Source organism: Psychrobacter piscatorii (assembly GCF_001444505.1).
Lineage (GTDB): Bacteria > Pseudomonadota > Gammaproteobacteria > Pseudomonadales > Moraxellaceae > Psychrobacter > Psychrobacter piscatorii_B.
The window spans coordinates 56861-77249 of the sequence record NZ_LNDJ01000052.1 but is presented as its reverse complement, the minus strand read 5'-3'; the positions used below and the strand labels follow the sequence as shown (position 1 = coordinate 77249).

Genomic DNA, 20389 nt, shown 5'->3' with positions numbered 1-20389 from the left:
TAAAATGAATAAGTGTAATGAGGCAAATATGGCATGTTCAGTATGACTGCTTAACCGCTATCCTTTTATTCTAAACATAGAGAAATTTGGCAGTTAAGCATGCTCAAAGTCAGAGATTATACGGTATAGTTGATACTAATTTAACCAAATATTTAGAATATAGCTTTCAAATAAGATACATCATGCACAGCTCTCTAGACGTATAGGTCATCGTCATCTGAATGTGCAGCAGTGGCGACTTCATCAAGCCCCGTTGTAACATCAGCATTCAATTTGACCAAAAACTTCAATTTCTGTGTCGCATCAATCGCCGTTGGCCAATCTTGCTCTTGGTAAGCAGTCTCAAAACGCTGAGACTGGTTTGCCAAGCGCGATGTAATCTGAGGATGTAGCTGCTGCAAGGCTAAAAGGTCTTTGCCTACAATAGCGTCATCTAAATCCATACGTATTTCCATCGCGTCTTCTAAAAAATCCAAGTCTGCGATGGAGTGTTCTAGATTTTGTGCTTGATCGGCCATACCTAGTAGGTAACCAGCACGGCTATCAGGTGCACTCAATGTTTGGTAGGCTTGATTGATGATGGCAGAATATTGCTCCGATTGCTGCTTTGCTTGCTTGGTATCTGTTAAATTCTTTGCGACATTATCAGGATGATAGCGTTTTTGTAGCAGACGTAGATGCTGATCGAGACTGTCTTGATTGACTTCAAATTGTACAGGTTGCTCAAATAGGGCAAAGAAGTTATCAAATTGTGTTTCTGGAATCGTGTCTGTCATATCTTACGCCTTGCTTTTTTATTTGTTTTTAAAGTTTTAATGTGGTGCTTCAGCTAAATATATTAGTGCATTTATATCTTTTGTATTGATTCATCACAACGGGTGCATAAACCTAAAAAAGTCAGTTGATTGAACCATTAAACAGTAAAAGACTCACCGCAGCCACATTCACCTTTTTGATTAGGGTTAGTGAACTTGAAACCTTCGTTTAGACCTTCTTTTTCATAATCCATCAACAGGCCATCTAAATAGACCAAGCTTTTAGGATCAATAAAAATGCTAACGCCGCGGCTTTCATAGCGCGTGTCATTTTCATCAGGTATATCTACAAACTCTAAAACATAAGCAAGGCCTGAGCAACCCGCTGTACGGATACCAACTCGAATACCTTCACCTTTGCCGCGATTGTCCAAAAAGTCTCGAACATGCTGAGCGGCGCGTTCTGTCATTTCAATCATGCCAACTCCCATTGACTATTAATCGTAAATATCAATAAATAAACTATGTAAACTGGCAAGCGAAATTACGAGTTTGCCAAAATAATATGCTAATAGTTTTTAGAAAATAAAAGGTGACAATTACATAAGTGTCATTGTCACCTTTTTAGCGTTAGTAACCATTTGATGTATTACTACTTTAGCATTGCTAACAAAACACAGCGCAGACGCTAGTAGGTTTGGTTTAGATAGTGGCTTCTTCTGCCGCTGCTGCTACGCCATGCTTACCTTTATAGTCGCTAATAGCGGCTTTAATGGCATCTTCTGCAAGTACAGAGCAATGCACTTTTACTGGTGGTAACGCTAGTTCTTTAGCGATATCGTTGTTTTTGATTTCGCCAGCTTGATCCAAGCTCTTGCCTTTTAGCCACTCAGTAACGAGCGAGCTTGAAGCAATTGCTGAACCACAGCCATAAGTTTTAAAGCGTGCATCTTCGATAATACCGTTATCATCGACTTGGATTTGTAGGCGCATTACATCGCCACAGGCTGGGGCACCGACCATACCGGTACCAACGTTTTTGGCGTTTTTGTCAAGATTACCAACGTTGCGTGGGTTTTCGTAATGATCGATAACTTGGTCACTATAGGCCATGGGGTTTTCTCCTAGTTAGATGATGAGTAGTCGCGTATTGACTTTAAATATCTAACTACTCATCGATAATTGGGGTCAAACATTTAGTTAATAAAAACTGGATTTATAATTGTCTGATCAATCGTTTAATAAATATATTTGAAACTGTATTACTGTCTGTGCTCGATTTTAGTGCTCAGCCCATTCGACTGAATTCAAATCAACACCTTCTTGGTACATATCCCAAAGTGGCGATAGGGCACGTAGTTTATCAACAGCTTCATGCAGCTGCTTGATAACAGTGTCGATGTCTTCTTCAGTCGTATAACGACCAAAGCTAAAGCGGATTGAGCTATGCGCCAATTCGTCTGGGCGACCGATAGCACGTAGTACATATGATGGCTCAAGCGTCGCTGATGTACAGGCTGACCCTGATGATACCGCTAAGTCTTTTAGCGACATCATCAATGACTCGCCTTCAACAAAGTTAAAGCTGATGTTCACAATGTTTGGTACGCTGTTCTCAAGATCGCCGTTTAGGTAGATCTCTTCGATATCTTGTAGACCATCCCAGAGTTTTTGACGCAATTTTGCAACATGGGCATGATCTGCTTCAAAGCTCTCATTGGCTAGAGCAAATGCTGCGCCAAGACCAACGATCTGATGCGTAGGCAATGTACCTGAACGCATACCGCGCTCATGACCACCGCCGTGTTGCTCTGCTCTTAAACGAATACGTGGCTTACGGCGAACAAATAAGGCACCGATACCTTTAGGACCATAGGCTTTATGGCCTGAAAAGCTCATCAAATCAATCTTCATCTCTTCAAGATTGATTTTTACTTTACCAACAGACTGTGCACCATCAACATGGAAAACCACACCCGCTTCACGAGTGATTTCACCAATGGCCGCCACATCTGTGATCGTACCAAGCTCGTTATTTACCATCATAAGCGATACCAAAATTGTATCCTCACGTAGCGCTTCTTTCACTTGCTCTGGCAAGATAAGCCCTGTGCTTGGTTGCGGCTCAAGATACGTAATTTCAAAACCTTCTTGCTCAAGCTCACGGCACGTATCTAGCACGGCTTTGTGCTCAATTTTGCTGGTGATGATGTGTTTACCACGAGACTGATAAAAGTGAGCTGCGCCTTTAATGGCTAGGTTGTCAGATTCAGTTGCACCAGAAGTAAAGACGATTTCGCGTGGGTCAGCATTGATGACTTCAGCAACTTGTCCGCGAGCAGTTTCTACGGCTTCTTCTGCTTGCCAGCCATAGCCGTGCGAGCGCGAGGCTGGATTACCAAAGATGCCATCTACTGTCAGATATTCGCTCATCTTAGCCGCTACTGATTTGGCAACTGGTGTGGTGGCGGCATAATCTAAGTATATAAGGTTGTTATGTTGGCTCATGCTGGGTTTGCCTCGCTGTTCGATAGAGTAATGGTATTGATGTCTTTTATGGAAATATCTTTTGTAGAGTTGTGCTGACGTTCTGATACTGACTGCACATTTTCCATATCTAATAATTGCGCTAATGTTATATTTTTCAAGTACTGTTCAATATGATTTGATAGTGCACACCATAAGTCATGGGTCAGGCACATTGTACCACCTTGACAGTCACCGCGTCCTTCACACTGCATCGCATTAACGGATTCATCGACAGCAGATATGATGCTCATCACATCTATCTCGTTCAATGGCTTGGCTAGGTTATAACCACCAGCTGCACCGCGAATACTGGTCACAAGGCCACGTTTGCGTAGCTTGGAGAATAACTGTTCGAGGTAGGAGATAGAAATTGACTGCCGTTTAGCGATATCAGATAGAGATACTGCGCTCTCTTGTTGACTGGTCTGTAATGCCAAGTCTAGTAAAGCAGTAACGGCATATCTGCCTCGAGTAGTTAAACGCATGTGTTATCTCCAAACTTTTATGTCATTTTTATTTAATAACGATCTTGGAAAGGGATAGATGCAGTCAATAATAGATCAATATAAAAGCTGTCAATCATATCCGTTCAAGTTGTGTCTTATCGTTATTAAACAACAGATGGTTAACCCGATGTGTGCAACGATTAGGTCAATTATACTTAATCCTGAGTAATTTAGTCAAGATTAAAGTGTGGTTAAATGGTTAATCGAGATTATCGCTATGATTGATAAAAACAATGGTGTTCGGGATGTATGTATGAGCGGGGAGAGATATCTTATTTTTAACACTTCGATATTGGCTAATGTATGATTTAAACGTAAATTGTAGCAATATCGAACAAGCCAGAATGTAACAATCTAGAGAAAAAATGAGCGTCCATTACCTTCAATAGGCACTGTACGCTCATTTATATCTGAAATCATAGTTTGGTAAAAATCAATTGATAAAAGCTAAGTTCGATTAAAATCAGCTCATCAACAGTGCGATGACTGAGCCAATCATAACGACCAGCGCCACCACAGTTATAATCATAAAGGTCTTTTGCTTACTCTGTAGCTCTTTAACTGTGGTTTCAAGTTCGCGGTTCTTGATGGTTAATGTGTTGATTTGGGTCTGTTGTTCTTTGATACGCTCTTTATAATGATCTTTCTTTTCCGCCATTTCAGCATCGGTCGGTTTGGTTTTACCTTTACCACCTTTTATCTTTCTAATTAGACCTTGGATTAAGCTGCCGAGACCAAGCTGCATAATGAATTGTTTGACCAGCTGTACTTGAACAGATTCACCGCGCATCTGTAATTTTTCGGTCGTCTCTCTATCGTGAGTGGTGATGGCATTAATCACTTGAATGCTATAAGCATTGATAACGACATCAGGTTCGCTACGACCAACAGGCAACTCGGCATCCAAGAGTACGCCTTTGGTACTAAAGGTGGCAAAAACCTCAACATGAGGCAAATATAAGCGCAACGCTACGACCGTACCTTGCTTGGCAAGTGGATAAGCGGCTTTACGTAGTTCAGGATCCAAACGTAACAATAGTGTCAGCGCCGACTCGATGAACACCAGAATAATATTAAGAAGAGAGTGAGACAACGTAGAACGCTTCATGTAAATAATCCATTTTTTTATTTAGCAAATCAAAGTTATATAATAAACTTAAGTTTATTTTTACCCGAAACTTGCAGTGATATTTTGCTTATAGTAACGCCTTTATAATAAAAAGTAACGCTAGTTTCTGTCAGTGGTAAAATTATTACAGTACAATCTAGCAGTCGATAAAGACACCAAAATTTATGACTGGTAATGCACAGACACCAACTGACAACTGTTTTAAAGAATAAACAAATAAGTTGATTCATTGTTTGAATGAGGACAGTTTGCCTGTATATAGGTTGCAGATGTTTTGCGTAACATTGGGTGTCAAATACGTAGTTGATGGCACAAAAAGATGTAAAATCGCTTGCACTCCTTATGCTGCCTTGATATAAAGACGATAACAAAGCGAAACCTGTTAATACGCCAGTCAGGTAGTTTTTATTGCGTAAGTACCACGAGAGCGTTACAATGCTTGGCGTGAGCGTTTATTACCCCCTTAAACTTGAAGGAAATTTTATGAATAAGTCAGAATTAATTGATAGCATCGCAGACAAAAGTGGTCTAAATAAGACTCAAGCTGGTGATGCTTTGAATGCTGTTATGGAAAGTGTTGGCGAAGCTTTAGAAGCTGGCGATAGCATCTCTTTGGTTGGTTTCGGTACTTTTAGCGTAAAAGACCGCAAAGCACGTACCGGCCGTAACCCTAAGACTGGTGAAGAGCTAAGCATCCCTGCAAGCAAAGTACCAAGCTTCAAAGCTGGTAAAAACCTAAAAGAGCGTTTGAACTAAGCCGCTCCATGGTAGATGGTCGCTTTGGCTGATGTCATAAGCTAAGTACCGAAAAAGCACCTAAATATTAGGTGCTTTTTTTGTCGCTATAGTTTATCTCATACAACGTGAATATTTTGAGTATATACGAAAAATCACGTATCATAGGGCGCGCGATAGATGCGTTGTTTAAATAAGGTATTGTCACTGAACCTTATTTCCCCTAATAAAATGTACACGTTCTTCCTCTTACCATTGCCGGCTTAAATAGCATTGATATTAGCAGGTCGCACTCAACAGCTCCTAACAGTATTACAATGGTTTTTCATCAATATAGGTTAATAAAGCAGAGATAACTATGGATAAATTGCGCGATTTCTTAAAAAGCTGGCCAGGTCGCATTTTATTGATTTTATGCCTATCGCCACTGGCTCTATTGGGTGTCGAAAGCTATTTTGGCGGCGGGGTTGATCCCAACCAAATCGCTCAGGTGGGTGAGGCAAGCGTAGGGTTGTCCGAGTATCAGACTGCCGTCAATAACCGTCGTAGCGAAATATTAGAGCAAGTTGATGATGCCAGTTTATTGAATGAAGATGTACTGCACGAGCAGGTACTAAAAGGTCTGATTGATCGTACATTACTAGAGCAGCAAGCAGGTAAGCTTGGCATGACAGTCTCTGATGACACGATCAATCGTTTGCTGCGTGAAGAAGACATATTCAAAGATGCTGATGGAAACTTTTCTAACGATCAGTTTGCAAACTTTTTGCGTCAGCGTGGCATGACCAAAAATCAGCTGTTTGCAGAGTTTCGCAATCAGTTAAGCTTGGATCAGTTGAATGCTAGTATCGTTGGTACAGCCGTCTATCCAATGCAGGCAGTTAGCCAATTGATCGACTTGCAACTAGAATCACGCAACGTCTGGGTACATCGTTTTGATTGGCAGGACTATGCTGATCAGGTCAAACTGAGCAAAAATGATATTCAATCATATTATGATGCCAATAAAGACACCTTAAAAAGCGCGGCAATGGTCAACTTGGCTTATCTTCAGCTTAGCCCTCAGACCATCAAAGTCGATGATGTGACAACAGAAGAGTTGCAGCAGCAGTACGAAGCGTATAAGCAAGGTCTAGCTGCTGATGATGAGCGTAGAGTGAGTCAAATTCTGTTAACAGGTGATGATGCTAAGGCAAGAGCAGATAAAGTTAAAGCTCGCTTGGCTAAAGGCGAGTCTTTTGCTGCTGTGGCCAAAGCAGAATCGGATGATCCTTCAGGAGAAACAGGCGGTGACATTGGTCGCTTTAATCCGTCAGTATTTGGTGGTGACGCCGATGCCGTTGAAAAAGCACTAGAAGGCTTGAGCGTTGGAGATGTGACAGCCCCTATCAAGACCAGCTTTGGCTATCAGATATTCACAGTCACCGAAGATAATGGCAAAAAGATTCCAAGTCTCGATAGTATGCGTGCAGAGCTGACTGCTAAGGCAAAAGAATACAAGCGTCAAGAAGTCTACGCGGATAAAGTAACCTCGATTAATGATTTGGCAGCAGATGGCTTTAGTATCGAAGATATTGCGCAGCAAGAGAATGTGACGCTAAAACGTATCAAAGATTACCGTAAAGAAAACAACAAATCAGTATTATCGCAACCAGCAGTGATCAAACAGGCCTTTGACGAATTTACGATTCAAGATCAGGCCGTGACGGCAGGTATAGAAGTTGGTAACGGTACGGTATGGGTACAGCCAAGCAACTATCGTCCTACGACCACACTAAGCTTATCTAATGCAACGCCAAGAATCACTCAGATATTGCGTCAGCAAAAAGCCACAGCTTTGGCGCTAAAAGAAGCGAAAGCTGTCGCTGCTGGTATCAAAACGCCAGCTGATATTGCTAAGCAATCGGTAAGCTTGCAAGCTTTGGGTGAGATCAATCGTCAAACAACGTTGCTGACTGATAAAGAGCGTGGATTGGCCTTTAGCAAGCAAGCTGCTAATGATGGCGTAGTCGCGCTCGCTAGTGAAACTGAGGCAGGTGCAACGCTATTGGTTGGTGATCGCATCAAGACTGAGCAGCAGTCACCACTATCTGATATGCAAAGAGCGCAAACGGCCAGCATCATTCGTGACAACTTAGGTCAAGACCAGCTGCAGGACTACTTAGATTATCTACGTATGGTCTATCAAGTTGAGATTAACGAAGCCAACATGGCAAATGCACAAGGGCGCTAAGCGTTTGCTGTATAGTTACTCTTAATTGTTAAACGCAAAAAAGCCACTGTATGACTACAGTGGCTTTTTTATATTGTTCATCAGATAAGCTAGACATGAATAGCAGTGTTAAATATAAGTAGTGCTATTCATGCCAGTTTGCAACATGCTATAGGAGCATTTAGTGGCGGAAATGACGCATGCCAGTGAATACCATCGCAATACCGTGCTCATTAGCGGCTGCAATGGTCTCATCATCACGCATAGAGCCACCTGGCTGAATGATAGCAGAGATACCTACTTCAGCAGCATTATCGATGCCATCACGGAATGGGAAGAACGCATCTGAGGCCATAACGGCACCTTCAGTGGCCAGTCCAGCATGCTCTGCTTTGATAGCAGCGATACGCGCTGAGTTAACACGGCTCATTTGACCCGCGCCAACACCGATAGTACGTTGACCTTTGGCATAGACAATGGCATTCGATTTGACATATTTTGCCACATTCCAGCTGAACAACAGATCTGCCACTTGCGCTTCAGTTGGTTGTACGTCAGTGACGATTTTTAGATCGTTTGCCGTAATCAAACCAAGGTCTTGCTCTTGTACGAGTAGGCCGCCATTGACGCGTTTGTAATCAAGCTGACTATCACGCTGACCTGGTACTGGTAGTTCACCACATACTAATACGCGTACGTTTTTCTTAGTAGCAGTCGCTTCAAGCACACCGTCTTCAATGCTAGGCGCAATGATGACTTCTACAAATTGATTATCGATAATGGCTTTTGCAGCAGCAAGCGTCAGTGGACGGTTGAATGCAATGATACCGCCAAAAGATGACTCAGGATCAGTGCTAAAAGCAGTGCGATAAGCAGCTACTTGGTCATTATCTACCGCGACACCGCAAGGATTGGCATGCTTAACGATAACGCAAGCTGGTGCACTAAAAGCTTTAACACACTCAAGGGCTGCGTCAGTATCAGCGATATTATTGTATGATAGCGCCTTACCTTGCAGTTGTTTAGCCGTTGCAATAGAAGCTTGCTGGCTTTTTAGTGGATGATTTTCAGTATAGAAAGCAGCGTTTTGATGTGGGTTTTCGCCATAGCGAAGATCTTGCGCTTTTTCTAGTTGTACATTAAATGTGCGTGGGAAGTTTTCTGGCTCTTGCGTCTCATTGACACGGCTGCCTAGGAAGTTGGCAATCATACCATCGTACTGCGCAGTATGCTCAAAGGCCTTCACTGCCAAATCGTAACGTAGAGCTGTTGTCAACTCAGTGCCACCATCTAAAGCAGCCAGTACACGGTCATAATCAGCTGGATCGGTTACGATGCCGACATGGGCGTGGTTCTTTGCTGCTGAGCGTACCATGGTAGGACCACCAATATCGATATTTTCGATAGCATCGTTCATCGTCACGTCAGCACGCGCAATCGTCTCAGCAAACGGATATAAATTTACCACAACCAAGTCAATACGCTCGATTGCGTGCTCATTCATGACAGCATCGTCTGTACCACGACGTCCCAAGATACCACCGTGAATTTTAGGGTGCAGGGTCTTTACACGGCCATCCATCATCTCAGGAAAGCCCGTATAGTCAGACACTTCCGTCACAGCGACATTATTTTCTGTAAGTAATCGATAAGTACCGCCAGTAGAGAGTAAGCCAAAACCTGCTTTGATAAGGCCTTGAGCAAACTCAACGATATTGGATTTATCAGAGACCGAGAGTAGGGCAAGTGGGGTTGTACTCATAAAAAATCTTCCATAAAAAAAGCCTGACGTAAACGTCTGGCAAGGTGATGATGGCAACAACGGTAGACTATATCGCGATAGATAAAGCTATGCACATTCAATTGCCATGCATGATGATTAGTAATAATGGGTGAGCTCATATAGCAGTGCTACATTAAGTCGTAAGTTTTGAGTTTTTTGCGTAAAGTGCCACGATTGAGGCCTAAGATTTGTGCACACTTGGTTTGATTGCCGCGAGTTTTCTCTAGAACTACTGACAATAGAGGCTCTTCGACTTGCTTTAAGATAAGCTCGTACAAGTCGGTAGGCATCTCATCACCTAGCATAGCGAAATACTGGCGAACGACGCGCTCAACATGTACACGCAAAGGCTGCTGTGCGCTACTCGCAGCACTTTCTAACGGGAACTCAACATCGTGAGCGACATGGTGATGATCTTCTTTATTATAGTCGGCAGGATGCTCAGAGCTCTTAGCAAAATGATGGGCATGATGCTGTGCATGAGGTGCCATAAGATAATATCCTTGAAATGAAAAAAGAGTCAAACCATAAGATGTCAGAATAATAGTATATCAAATTAATATCGTCTAGCGCTGACAGATTGACGGCTATCTTAAAGTCAGCGATATGTCAGGCTCATTCTATTGCTAAAAATAGCATTCAATAAAGTGGTGTCATCGTAATTTCGCGAATTTGTGCATTGTCAACGGGTATGGTAAATAGTAGTTGTCTGTTATTACTAGCAGCTAGCTGGCTTGGCTTACCCAATAAATAGTCGTTAGGCGCTGCTATAAACTCTCCAATGAGGTTGTCTGTCCCATAAACGCTGACTTTTATATTTGGATAGAGCTGTGCTTTTGTGCTTTGGTTGTTCAATATCGCGCTGATATCGCTAAATGTACCTGTGGTTTTAATTTGACTTGATCGATGACTTGGATTGGTAATAGTCAAAGCTGTCAGATCAGCGCTTGGTAAGCTACATGCCGCAATAGAGCATACCGTTTGGAGGCGCTGCGCATTGGCAGGGTTTTTGACTAACGTCTCTAGGTTAAACATAACATACTGCGCGGCAAGCAATAGTGCTAATACTAAGCATCCAAGTATCCAGAGAATAGATGCAATTGAATGTGTTGTGGCTGTTGGCGCAAACTGTGCTTGTGCCTTGTTTGCACGTTCTGTAACAGAATTTTCTTCGTCCCTAAGAGGCACACCCATATCTATGAGTAGTTGTGATAAATCTGTGCTATCTACTGATTTGGCTTCGCGTTTATTCTGTTCCTCAAGAAGTGCTTCTAGCCATGAGTTATCAGCTGTGTCGTTGATGCTCGCATGAATGTCATTGGCAGCAGTTGAGCTCAGTACTTCTTGAGCCATTGATGAATGTTCTGTTGTAGTATGCTCGGTAGGGGATGCTACAAATTGCTCTTGGCTTTTATTATTGGTTTTAGAAAATGTGTTTGTCGAGTTGTCAGTTGCCGTCGCAGCATTGGTATCGCTCACTTGCGTCAACCAAGCATCCATGCTGTCTAGTGAGTCGTATTCTACAATGCTGTCTTCTGGCTCATCGATATCCATATCATCATAGATTAAGTCATCATGAATCAATATATCAGCTGAACGTTTTTTATGGAGTGAGGACTTTGCAGTATTTGATATATTAGATGCTTGATTACGACTATTGGTGGAGCTTTCAGGTCGATTACTCAGCTTGGATTGCGCATTTTGATGTGCTGTAGCAGTATGTTGAGTGGAGGAGCTGTTGGAGGTGTCAGGGGTTACGATAAGGTGTTGATTGACCGAAAAACTTTTTTGGCACTGAGTACAGTTAATAGTAGCATTGGCTTTATTTAGTTGATTCTGTTGCACTTTAAAGCAAGCTTGGCAATGAGGGCACTGGGTTTTCATTGGGGTGGTCATAGGGTCGAATCCAAAAAAGTATGGTTATCTATACCGCTTAGCCACTCACCAACAGCTACCATGCTTTTTGAAATTCTATAAATCATGAGCAACGACAGAGTGGCGCCAAACCTGTGACGTTTGACTGCCCTCTATCGTAACAGATGTAATTAAATGTTGCTAGCTAGTAAATGTACCAGATAAACGCTGCCAATGCTGGTCCTCTTGCGCGGTAAAGGCATGCTTTGGATCGAGTGCAAAATAGGGTTGATAAGCTTCCATGACTTGTTCAGTCTGTGACTCGATTAAACCTGCCAATACGATGCGACCTTTCGATGCAATCAATGTCGAAAAGTAAGGTGCTAAGCCAATTAAGGGTTTGGCCAAAATATTGGCGACAATCACTTCTACAGGCAAAACATCATGTTGTGAGCAGTAATCTGTGAACTCTTCGGGCAAGAACGCTTGCAGACGGTCACCGACATGATTGCGTAACGCATTTTGATTGGTTGCGAGTACAGCTTGTGGATCGATATCGACTGCATACACTTGGCGTGCACCTAATAATAGAGCGGCGATACCCAAAATACCTGAGCCGCAGCCATAGTCGATGACCACTTTATCTGTCAGGTCTTGCTCTGTTAACCAGTCAAGACAAAGACGAGTCGTGGCATGATAGCCAGTACCGAAAGCTAAGCCTGGATCCATAATGATATTGGTTGCCTCTGGATTGGGCGGTGTGAGCCAGTCTGGCACAATCCACAAGTCATTAGCGCATTCGATAGGATGGTAGTTACTCATCCATTCGCGCTCCCAATCCTTGTCATCAACAGCCGTTAGCCAGATACGAGTAGCCTGTACTTGTGCGGCAATTTCATGACTAAGCTGCTCAACAGCCTGACGGCTACCATCATCAGTAGTGGCATCAAATAGCCCTGTCAGTATGACTTCATCCCATAGCGGTGACTCACCGGGAAGTGGTTCAAACAAAGGCTGATCACCTGCATCATCTAAGGCAATAGATAGTGCGCCAGCTTCTAATAAAAGCGCTTCAGCCAAATCGACGTTTGATTTTTCACATTGTAAATGCAGTTGTTGCCATGCCATAACGATAACCCTAAGCTAAAAAAAATAAATGTATGTTTTGGATAAATGATAACTGTAGTGAGCGGTTATTAGCGTAAAGCTCGTCTTGCTTCACTAACGACGCGTGAGTTACCTTGAGCTTGCCCTGATTGTAAAATGATTTGCCACAGCGCTCGTCTACGACTGGCATTTTGAGAAACACTAAGGCCACGACGTGCCATCGCTTCTGCCTTACGAGGTTGGTTCTTTTTCAATGCCACTTGCGCCAGATAAAAATATACGGCAGACGACTTGGGGGCCAAGCGCTGTGCACGGGTAAAGCTGTTTTCAGCATTCGTTAATTGTCCTGATTTCAGTTGATTAACGCCTACCTGCATCAAGTTACGAAATGCAGGCAAGTTACTGTTATTGCTTGCTGGTTGTTGAGAGCGTTGCTGTGAGTTTTTTCTTGCCTGTTCCAGTAGATCATTGTGTGACGGTGCTGAGGGCTCAGAGATGATATAGGCATTGCGCGATGGTATGGCAATACCCAGATTAGGCTCTGTCACCACTGGAGTAGGTGGCTCAAATACAGGCGTTTCTTGTGTCAATGGTTTCGGCGACTCGAGCTTTTCGGGTGGAGTATAAGGCTCAATAGGGTATTCGTTCTCATCATCTGCTTCAACGATGGGTGCCTGAGTCACAGTGGTGGTCGATGTCACTGGCGGCTGTGATGATGGGGTTGTTTGAATAGGCGTTGTTTTCATCGCAGCTGAGCTATCTGGCGCAGTCTGGCATGCGCTGAGGCTTAGCATACTACAAACAATGCCACCTACAACTAGAGCATTCACTGACGCAAATTTTTTCTGCCACCAAGACATTGTTTGTGTCACAGAGGCAGACTGCTGTAGAAATGAGACCATATTGAGACCTTTTTTAAATATCAGACGCTACATATTAAAAACAATGTTAAAACCATTCAATAGCACGGTCATACCATGTGTCAGCACGATTTTGACCTTCATTACTTTGTCCATTACTGTCCTCTGAATCACCAGCATCAACCGCTTCACCATTTGGGATATCTAAACCTTCGCGACGACGTTGCTCATTGATCGCGCTCTGCTGATTTTGGAATTGAGATTGCTCGCGAGCACGATCTTGTTGATACAAGCTAAGCGCGCAGCTACTGGCTTCCTCTGGTAAATGTGCTGACATGACAGGTAAGTAGCGAGCATTGGCACAACGTTCGTTAGACAGCTTGCCTGAGTTGTTCTCGAGCCACAACCATTCGATACCTTCTGGCTCTGGTAGCGCCACTGGAGTGAGTTTGAGGCGTTTCATATAATCGACCCAAACCGGTAGAGCACCAGTACCACCACTCAAGCCAATGGGCTTGTTGTCATCACGACCGACCCAAACAACACTGACGTAGTTGCCACTGTAGCCTGCAAACCAAGCATCACGGTAGTCGTTTGTCGTGCCCGTTTTGCCGGCGAGATTCAGATTGCTGCCAAGTGATTGAGCCCGTCTGGCGCTACCGTTTGACACCACTTGTTGTAGCGCATAGTTGGTCAAAAAGTTGGTCTCAGGCGGGATGCTGCGCTGCGTGTTTAGCCCCGTACGCTGCAAAATCCGGCCACGATCGTCGATCACCGTACGAATACTATGAATGGGCGTGCGGAAACCGCCAGTCGCAAAGACTTGGTAAATACCTAACATGTCCATCGGGCTCAGATTGACAGACCCTAATAGCGCCGATGGGTAGGATGGTATTTCTTCTTTAACCCCCATGCGTTTTAGCTGTTTGGCAAAAGTATCAACCCCAAATTCCATACCTAAGCGTACCGCCGCTTGGTTATAGGATTGCGACAGTCCTGTGGTCAGTGGTACATAGCCATGATCACGGTTGTCATAATTCTTAGGACTCCAATCGGTACCATCATTCAGATTGACTGTGATAGGTGAGTCATCCACCGAGCTTGCTAAGTTATAACGACCACTCTCAAGCGCGGTCATATAAATGATTGGCTTCAATAAAGAGCCGACTTGACGCTTGGCATCGACGGCGCGGTTAAAGCCTGTGAACTCACTGCCACTACCGACGACAGACACCAATTCGCCAGTTTCAGGATTGGCACTGACGAGCGCGCCTTGTAAGTCTTTGGTTTTGCTACCGCTACGGCGCAGTTCGCCAAGTTTTCTATCAACCGCCTTATCTGCTGCCAACTGGGCAATAGGGTCTAGGGTACTAATGATGATTAGACCTTCATTTTTGAGATCATCAGAGTAATAGACATCATTGAGCTCACGTTTGACGATGTCCAAAAAGTCAGGGAACTGGCTCTTGCCCTCAGCAGGCTTTTCCACGATACCGAGCGGCTGTTTTAAGGCTTTGTCATAGTCCTCTTGACTTAGCGTGCCCATTGCGAGCATGTTACCAAGCACCACGTCACGACGAGCTTGTGAATCATTTGGATTACGACGTGGGTTGTAAATACTTGGGCCTTTTGCCATACCAACTAGCATGGCTTGCTGATCTATACGCAGCTCGTTAAGTGGTTTATCAAAATAGAACTGTGAGGCCAAACCAAAACCATTGATAGAGCGATTGCCGTTTTGACCCAGATAAATTTCGTTCAAATAAGTCTGTAAAATTTCATCTTTACTATAATGCAGCTCAAGCAGTACCGCCATCAACGCCTCATTGGCTTTGCGTTTGAGGGTGCGATCAGAGTTGAGGTAAAAGTTTTTGATCAGCTGCTGGGTGATGGTCGAGCCACCTTGTCTAGCACCACCAGTAAAGTTATTGATTACGGCACGGGCGATACCGCGTATCGAGACGCCTTTATGCTCATAAAACGCGCGATCCTCGGTGGCAATCAATGCATCAATCAGTGGCTGAGGCACGTCATCTAAAGAGACAACCATTCGATCTTCGTTACTGTCTGGATAGATACCACCGATACTCACTGGCTCTAGACGAATGATGCCACTTTTGGCAGGTAAGGTGCTTTGAATAGAGTCAACTTTATTGCCAGCAAGGGTCATTTTGATGACTTGCTCAGCATCTATATCGCTTGAGCTATAGGTAAAGCCGCGCGTATGGATAAAATAAGTATTACCCGATCTATGATAAGTGCCAGTACGATCATAAGACTTGTTGCTTTGATAATTAAGCAACTCTAGCCACGTTTTCATCGTATCTCTATCGATATTGGCACCCTGATATAGCTCAAGTGGCTGTGAGTACACTTTAGCTGGAATGTCCCAGCGCTTGCCTTCAAACTTATGGGTAATAGTGCGATCAAGCTTGACCAAATACAGTGCAAATAGCACCATGCCAGCGATGATGGTAATTAAGAGAAGACTACTAAATACCAAGCCGCGCTGCTGTGAAGGTAAGGCATTCATAGCAGGCTTAGATGATGGTGATAGCTTGGTATTTGGTAACTTAAAATTGGATTTTTGCACGGATGTCGCACCATTTTTGGATAAAAAACTGCCTCATAATGACGCAAATTGACAAATTTTTCAATCTATCATCGTCAGCGAGGGCATTCATTGGTATTAGACCATAAGCATTGGTACTGCCTAGGGTGATTGCTTGTAGTATAATCTCTACTAAAATACTGATACTTGTAATCAAGTATCAGCATCTTTCAATTGGGTTAATAAACGCCATGTAAGATAACAATCTATGATAAGTACCATGATGTATTTTGTATGAATCCGCCGTTGCTAGTTATTTGCTATTAGCCATTTGTTATCAATATTGTGCTACTAACAATAGTGATATTCATGTGATGAAAAGTGGCTCTGTTGCACGACGTACAGTACAGTCAATCAGAGCAAGTTTGCCTTAAATGAATGCATTTTGAGCAAGCCTGTCAAAGGAAGTAAGCGCGACTATGTCTAGTATCCCATCATCAGTATCATCTGCTACCAATCATCCTTATAAAGACAACTCCATCACTGATGGCTTGGTGCTACCCCTTGCTGATCACTGCTTCCATTGCGGTGATCCAGTGCCTCAGCCGCCGTTTCATACTGAGATTCTAGGCAAGTCGCGTGAGATGTGTTGTATGGGCTGTCAGTTAGCAGCTCAGAGCATCGTAGAGGCTGGGCTTGAGCAGTATTATCTTGACCGTTCGGAGATTAACCGTACAGCAAGCTTACCGACCCAGCTGACGCGTCTTGAGGTATATGATCATGACGAGATAAAGTCGCAGTTCGTATATGCGCAAGATGGGCTGTCGGTGGCGGAGCTGTCTGTTAATAATTTGCGCTGTGCGGCCTGTACATGGTTGATTGAGTCGCGTCTCGATGAGCTAGAAGGCATTAGTAAGTGTCAGGTGAATTTGACCAACCAGCGTATGCGGGTCATTTGGAATGAAGATAAGTTACCGATTAGCCGCATTTTAGCGGTCATCAATGAGATTGGCTATGATGCCAAGCCTTATCGGCAAGATACCCATGAAGCCATGCTGGCGCGTCATAACAACCAAATGCTATTGCGTCTTGGTATCGCGGCACTCGGTTCAATGCAGGCAATGATGTATGCCGTTGCGCTTTATTTTGGTGAATATAGCGACATGTTGATATTTCAGCGTGACTTTTTGCGTTGGGTGTCTTTATTTGTTAGTACGCCTGTTTTCTTTTATGCCGGTATTCCTTTCTTTACCTCCGCATGGTCAGCGATTCGTGCGCGCCAGGTCAATATGGATGTGCCTGTTAGCCTTGCTTTGATTATCACCTTCTTTGCCAGTTTATACGCCACTATTACTGGGCAAGGGGAGACATACTATGACTCTGTCAGCATGTTTATTTTCTTTTTGCTGGCAGGACGCTATATCGAGCATAATGCCCGTCTAAAAGCTGCGACCATGGCCAATGATCTGGTCGTAGTAGAGCCAGTATTGGTACGAAAAGTGGCTGAAGATAAAACAGCGGCAGAGCGCATCTTGCAGCAGATCAGAGACAATGCGTCTCAACAAAGTGACAATGTTGAAGATGAGGCGAAAAAGGCATCAGATGCGACGACAGAAATGATGCCTAACTTTATGAAGGGTGTTGATGCCAATGTTCATCAGCTCACATCGGGTATTGCTCAAGATTGGCAGCAGTCACGTCATCAACAGAATGTGACAGCACAGTTAGCAGGTGATGCAGCATCAAAGCAAATGGTGACGGCGCATAGCTTGCAAGTAGGTGATATTATTTTGGTTGAAGCGGGTTCGGAGATTATCAGTGACGGTATTTTGTTAAGTCCTACTGCAACAGTCTCGCAAAGCCTACTGACAGGCGAAGGTGATTTAATCATTAAGTCCCAAGGCGATTATATTGTTGGCGGTGCGCAAAACGATAGCCAGCCGTTTGAGATGTTGGTGACGGCATTACCAAAAGACAGTCAAATAGGGCTGATTGATAGACTGATGAACCGCGCCATGAGCGAAAAGCCTAAACTTGCACAGCAAGCAGATAAACTGGCACGTTGGTTTGTGGCGCGTATCTTAGTGCTATCAGTTTTAGTGTTTGTTGGCTGGTATATTGTCGATCCAAGCCAAGCTATTTGGGCAACGGTGGCAGTATTAGTTGCCACTTGTCCTTGCGCCTTGTCATTGGCGACGCCAATTGCTTTGACTGTCTCGACCAATCGTCTGGCAAGCTATGGTTTTTTGACGACGCGCGGGCATACGCTGCAAACATTGGCTGAAATTACACATGTTGCTTTTGATAAAACAGGTACGCTTACTTATGGGAAGCCAAATTTATTAAATATTGAGATAATCGAGCCAGTAAACCAGACTGATTCTGATAACTCAACATCAACAGCACAAAAAGATAAACTATTGGCAATCGCAGCTGCCCTAGAAGTAGGGAGTCGTCATCCCATTGCACACGCGCTGCTTACCGCTGCCTATCAGTTACATCTGCCACCGACAAGGGCCATGCAGCATTATCCCGCAGGCGGGGTAGAAGCCATGATTGATGGCATGGTATATCGCATTGGTCATGTGAATTTTGCGTTAGATAAAACCAGTGGTAGTGCCAATGAGGTCAATACGAACAATGATTTGAACATTGACTTGGTCGCTCAGCGTGCCAGCTCAGTGGTTGTTTTATCGAGCCAGAAACCTGATACAAATGACTGGCAGGTGCTGGCGTGCTTTTATTTTAATGACAAGGTACGTGATAGTACCCAATCGATGCTCGATACGCTCAAAGGTCTAGGTATTGAGTCTGTGATGTTGACGGGTGACCCAAGCCCGCAAGCGCTCGTGATGGCTGAGAATTTAGGGATACAGTCAGCTTATAATGGTCTATCACCGACTGATAAAGTCAATCATATTCAGCAGTTGCAATCTAAAGGCGCTGTCGTACTGATGGTGGGTGATGGCATCAATGATGCACCAGTGTTAGCAGCGGCTGATGTGTCCACCTCGATTGCTGGTGCAGCAGATCTGGCACAAGTATCTAGCGACAGTATTATTTTGAATGGACAGATCGAAGCCATCACTGCTGCCAAACGTATCTCTGATAAAACCGAACGTATTATCAAGCAAAACTTCCGCTGGGCCTTGGCTTATAATAGTATCGTGCTGATACCAGCGGCTTTAGGGTATGTACCACCATGGCTTGCTGCCATCGGCATGTCACTTAGCTCATTGTTTGTGGTGTTAAACGCGCTACGCCTAAAACGGGCTTAGTTGAACTATAGCTCTCAAAGTTTGCTCATAAAAAACCGCCTGCAACTATCAATAGCTCAGGCGGTTTTTTTATACAGATTTACTATCGAATTATTTGATTAGTCTTGTAGATAGCTGAGCAGACGCATAAATTCGATATACATCCAAACTAGCGTGGCAAGAATACCAATGCTGAACAACCATTCGTAGTCTTCAGAAATACCCATCGCAACACCGCGATCGATATTGTCAAAATCCAATAACAGCGTGAAAGAGGCGATAACAATCACAAATAAGCTAAAGCCAATAGCAATAGCACCACCTTCAAACAAGAATGGCAAGGTTGAGCCAAACGCTAGAGACAGTACCCACTGTGCTACATAAACAAGCATGATGGCAATCACGGCTGAGGTCACGATAGAGCGGAACTTTTCAGTAACCTTTACCAAACCTGAGCGATACAGTCCTAGCATGACTGCTGCTGTGACGAAGGTTGCACACATCGCAGTGACTGGGACAGTTGGATACATTCTCATGAAAAATAATGAGATACCGCCCAAAAAGATACCTTCTAGCAAGGCATAAGGCACCGCCAACGTCTTTGCTTTTTGTGGTTTAAAGGTAATAAAAAGAGCAAGAACAAACGCAGCAATCATGCTACCAAAGGCTGCCATGGTAATAAAACCTTGCGATAAACCTGCCATAAGCGCATAAAAGAAAAAGCCCACACCAGTAATAGCTGATAACCCAAGTAACAGGCTGGTCTTTTGAATAACGCCTTTGACCGTCATTGGATTACCGCCGATCGCAAGTTCTGCGCGACTGACAATAGGATTGGCCATACATAAGTCCTTAATAATAAAATATAAAAATAGAGATGCTGCTACTTTAGCAAAACCGCCGTTATTGTCAACTGTGTTTGCGTGACAGCCGTTACAGCTCAACCTAGTAGTCTCAAAACCTAAGCAGACAAGCAAGCATGAGTAAGGCATCTGATATATTTTATATGGGGCCAGTTACGACAGTTAACAACGATAATTCATAAACATGCTAGTCTAAGCGCGCATTTATCGCTATTATTACCCTGTACTTCACCGTTATACCGAGTCGT

The 20389-nt window shown here is 43.8% G+C and carries 16 protein-coding genes; 3 read left to right on the top strand and 13 right to left on the bottom strand.

What is annotated here, in order from left to right; genetic code table 11:
• Nucleotides 1-194: 194 nt before the first annotated feature.
• From hscB to AS194_RS03990, 6 genes are all read right to left on the bottom strand, one after another.
• Nucleotides 195-776 carry a Fe-S protein assembly co-chaperone HscB gene (gene hscB, locus AS194_RS04015; RefSeq protein WP_058024185.1) on the bottom strand — a complete coding sequence of 194 codons (582 nt, stop codon included), beginning with the start codon at nucleotides 774-776 and terminating at the stop codon, nucleotides 195-197.
• Nucleotides 777-913: 137 nt separating this feature from the next.
• Entirely contained in the window at nucleotides 914-1234 is a 321-nt protein-coding gene (iscA, locus tag AS194_RS04010) for an iron-sulfur cluster assembly protein IscA (RefSeq protein WP_058024184.1), read from the bottom strand.
• A 223-nt stretch (nucleotides 1235-1457) separates the two neighbouring features.
• Nucleotides 1458-1868 carry a Fe-S cluster assembly scaffold IscU gene (iscU, locus tag AS194_RS04005; RefSeq protein ID WP_058024183.1) on the bottom strand — a complete coding sequence of 137 codons (411 nt, stop codon included), beginning with the start codon at nucleotides 1866-1868 and terminating at the stop codon, nucleotides 1458-1460.
• A gap of 168 nt (nucleotides 1869-2036) precedes the next feature.
• The gene (locus AS194_RS04000; RefSeq protein WP_058024182.1) at nucleotides 2037-3263 is read right to left on the bottom strand and encodes an IscS subfamily cysteine desulfurase; all 1227 of its coding nucleotides are present in this window, start codon (nucleotides 3261-3263) and stop codon (nucleotides 2037-2039) included.
• Nucleotides 3260-3769 (bottom strand): Rrf2 family transcriptional regulator, encoded by a 510-nt coding sequence (locus tag AS194_RS03995; RefSeq protein WP_058024181.1) that lies wholly within the window; start codon nucleotides 3767-3769, stop codon nucleotides 3260-3262. The genes AS194_RS04000 and AS194_RS03995 overlap by 4 nt, the downstream gene beginning before the upstream one ends.
• A gap of 484 nt (nucleotides 3770-4253) precedes the next feature.
• Entirely contained in the window at nucleotides 4254-4898 is a 645-nt protein-coding gene (locus AS194_RS03990) for a hypothetical protein (RefSeq protein WP_058024180.1), read from the bottom strand.
• Between the two features lie 456 nt (nucleotides 4899-5354).
• Between AS194_RS03990 and AS194_RS03985 the strand changes: the two genes are divergently transcribed.
• Both AS194_RS03985 and AS194_RS03980 read left to right on the top strand, forming a co-directional pair.
• Entirely contained in the window at nucleotides 5355-5675 is a 321-nt protein-coding gene (locus AS194_RS03985; protein WP_161808411.1) for an HU family DNA-binding protein, read from the top strand.
• 337 nt (nucleotides 5676-6012) lie between these two features.
• A complete protein-coding gene (locus AS194_RS03980; protein WP_058024179.1) occupies nucleotides 6013-7887 on the top strand; it encodes a SurA N-terminal domain-containing protein in 1875 nt (624 codons plus the stop codon).
• Between the two features lie 160 nt (nucleotides 7888-8047).
• On the opposite strand, the gene purH is transcribed toward AS194_RS03980, so the two are convergent.
• The 6 genes from purH to mrcB all read right to left on the bottom strand — a co-directional run bounded on the left by purH (nucleotide 8048) and on the right by mrcB (nucleotide 16063).
• A complete protein-coding gene (gene purH / locus AS194_RS03975; protein WP_058024178.1) occupies nucleotides 8048-9628 on the bottom strand; it encodes a bifunctional phosphoribosylaminoimidazolecarboxamide formyltransferase/IMP cyclohydrolase in 1581 nt (526 codons plus the stop codon).
• A 149-nt stretch (nucleotides 9629-9777) separates the two neighbouring features.
• Nucleotides 9778-10140, bottom strand: coding sequence for a DNA-binding transcriptional regulator Fis (fis, locus tag AS194_RS14015; protein ID WP_083328962.1), 363 nt, complete (start codon nucleotides 10138-10140; stop codon nucleotides 9778-9780).
• Nucleotides 10141-10288: 148 nt separating this feature from the next.
• Nucleotides 10289-11545: a DUF3426 domain-containing protein gene (locus AS194_RS03965; protein ID WP_058024177.1), complete on the bottom strand. Its 1257-nt coding sequence runs from the start codon at nucleotides 11543-11545 to the stop codon at nucleotides 10289-10291.
• A gap of 159 nt (nucleotides 11546-11704) precedes the next feature.
• Nucleotides 11705-12631: a 50S ribosomal protein L11 methyltransferase gene (gene prmA, locus AS194_RS03960; RefSeq protein ID WP_058024176.1), complete on the bottom strand. Its 927-nt coding sequence runs from the start codon at nucleotides 12629-12631 to the stop codon at nucleotides 11705-11707.
• Between the two features lie 68 nt (nucleotides 12632-12699).
• Nucleotides 12700-13512, bottom strand: coding sequence for a tetratricopeptide repeat protein (locus AS194_RS03955; protein WP_058024175.1), 813 nt, complete (start codon nucleotides 13510-13512; stop codon nucleotides 12700-12702).
• 46 nt (nucleotides 13513-13558) lie between these two features.
• Entirely contained in the window at nucleotides 13559-16063 is a 2505-nt protein-coding gene (gene mrcB / locus AS194_RS03950) for a penicillin-binding protein 1B (protein WP_058024174.1), read from the bottom strand.
• Between the two features lie 437 nt (nucleotides 16064-16500).
• Between mrcB and AS194_RS03940 the strand changes: the two genes are divergently transcribed.
• Complete coding sequence (locus AS194_RS03940) at nucleotides 16501-19299, top strand: heavy metal translocating P-type ATPase (protein ID WP_058024172.1); 2799 nt, start codon at nucleotides 16501-16503, stop codon at nucleotides 19297-19299.
• A 98-nt stretch (nucleotides 19300-19397) separates the two neighbouring features.
• Here AS194_RS03940 and AS194_RS03935 read toward each other — a convergent pair whose 3' ends face one another.
• A complete protein-coding gene (locus tag AS194_RS03935) occupies nucleotides 19398-20120 on the bottom strand; it encodes a Bax inhibitor-1/YccA family membrane protein (protein ID WP_058024171.1) in 723 nt (240 codons plus the stop codon).
• Between the last annotated feature and the right edge of the window lie 269 nt (nucleotides 20121-20389).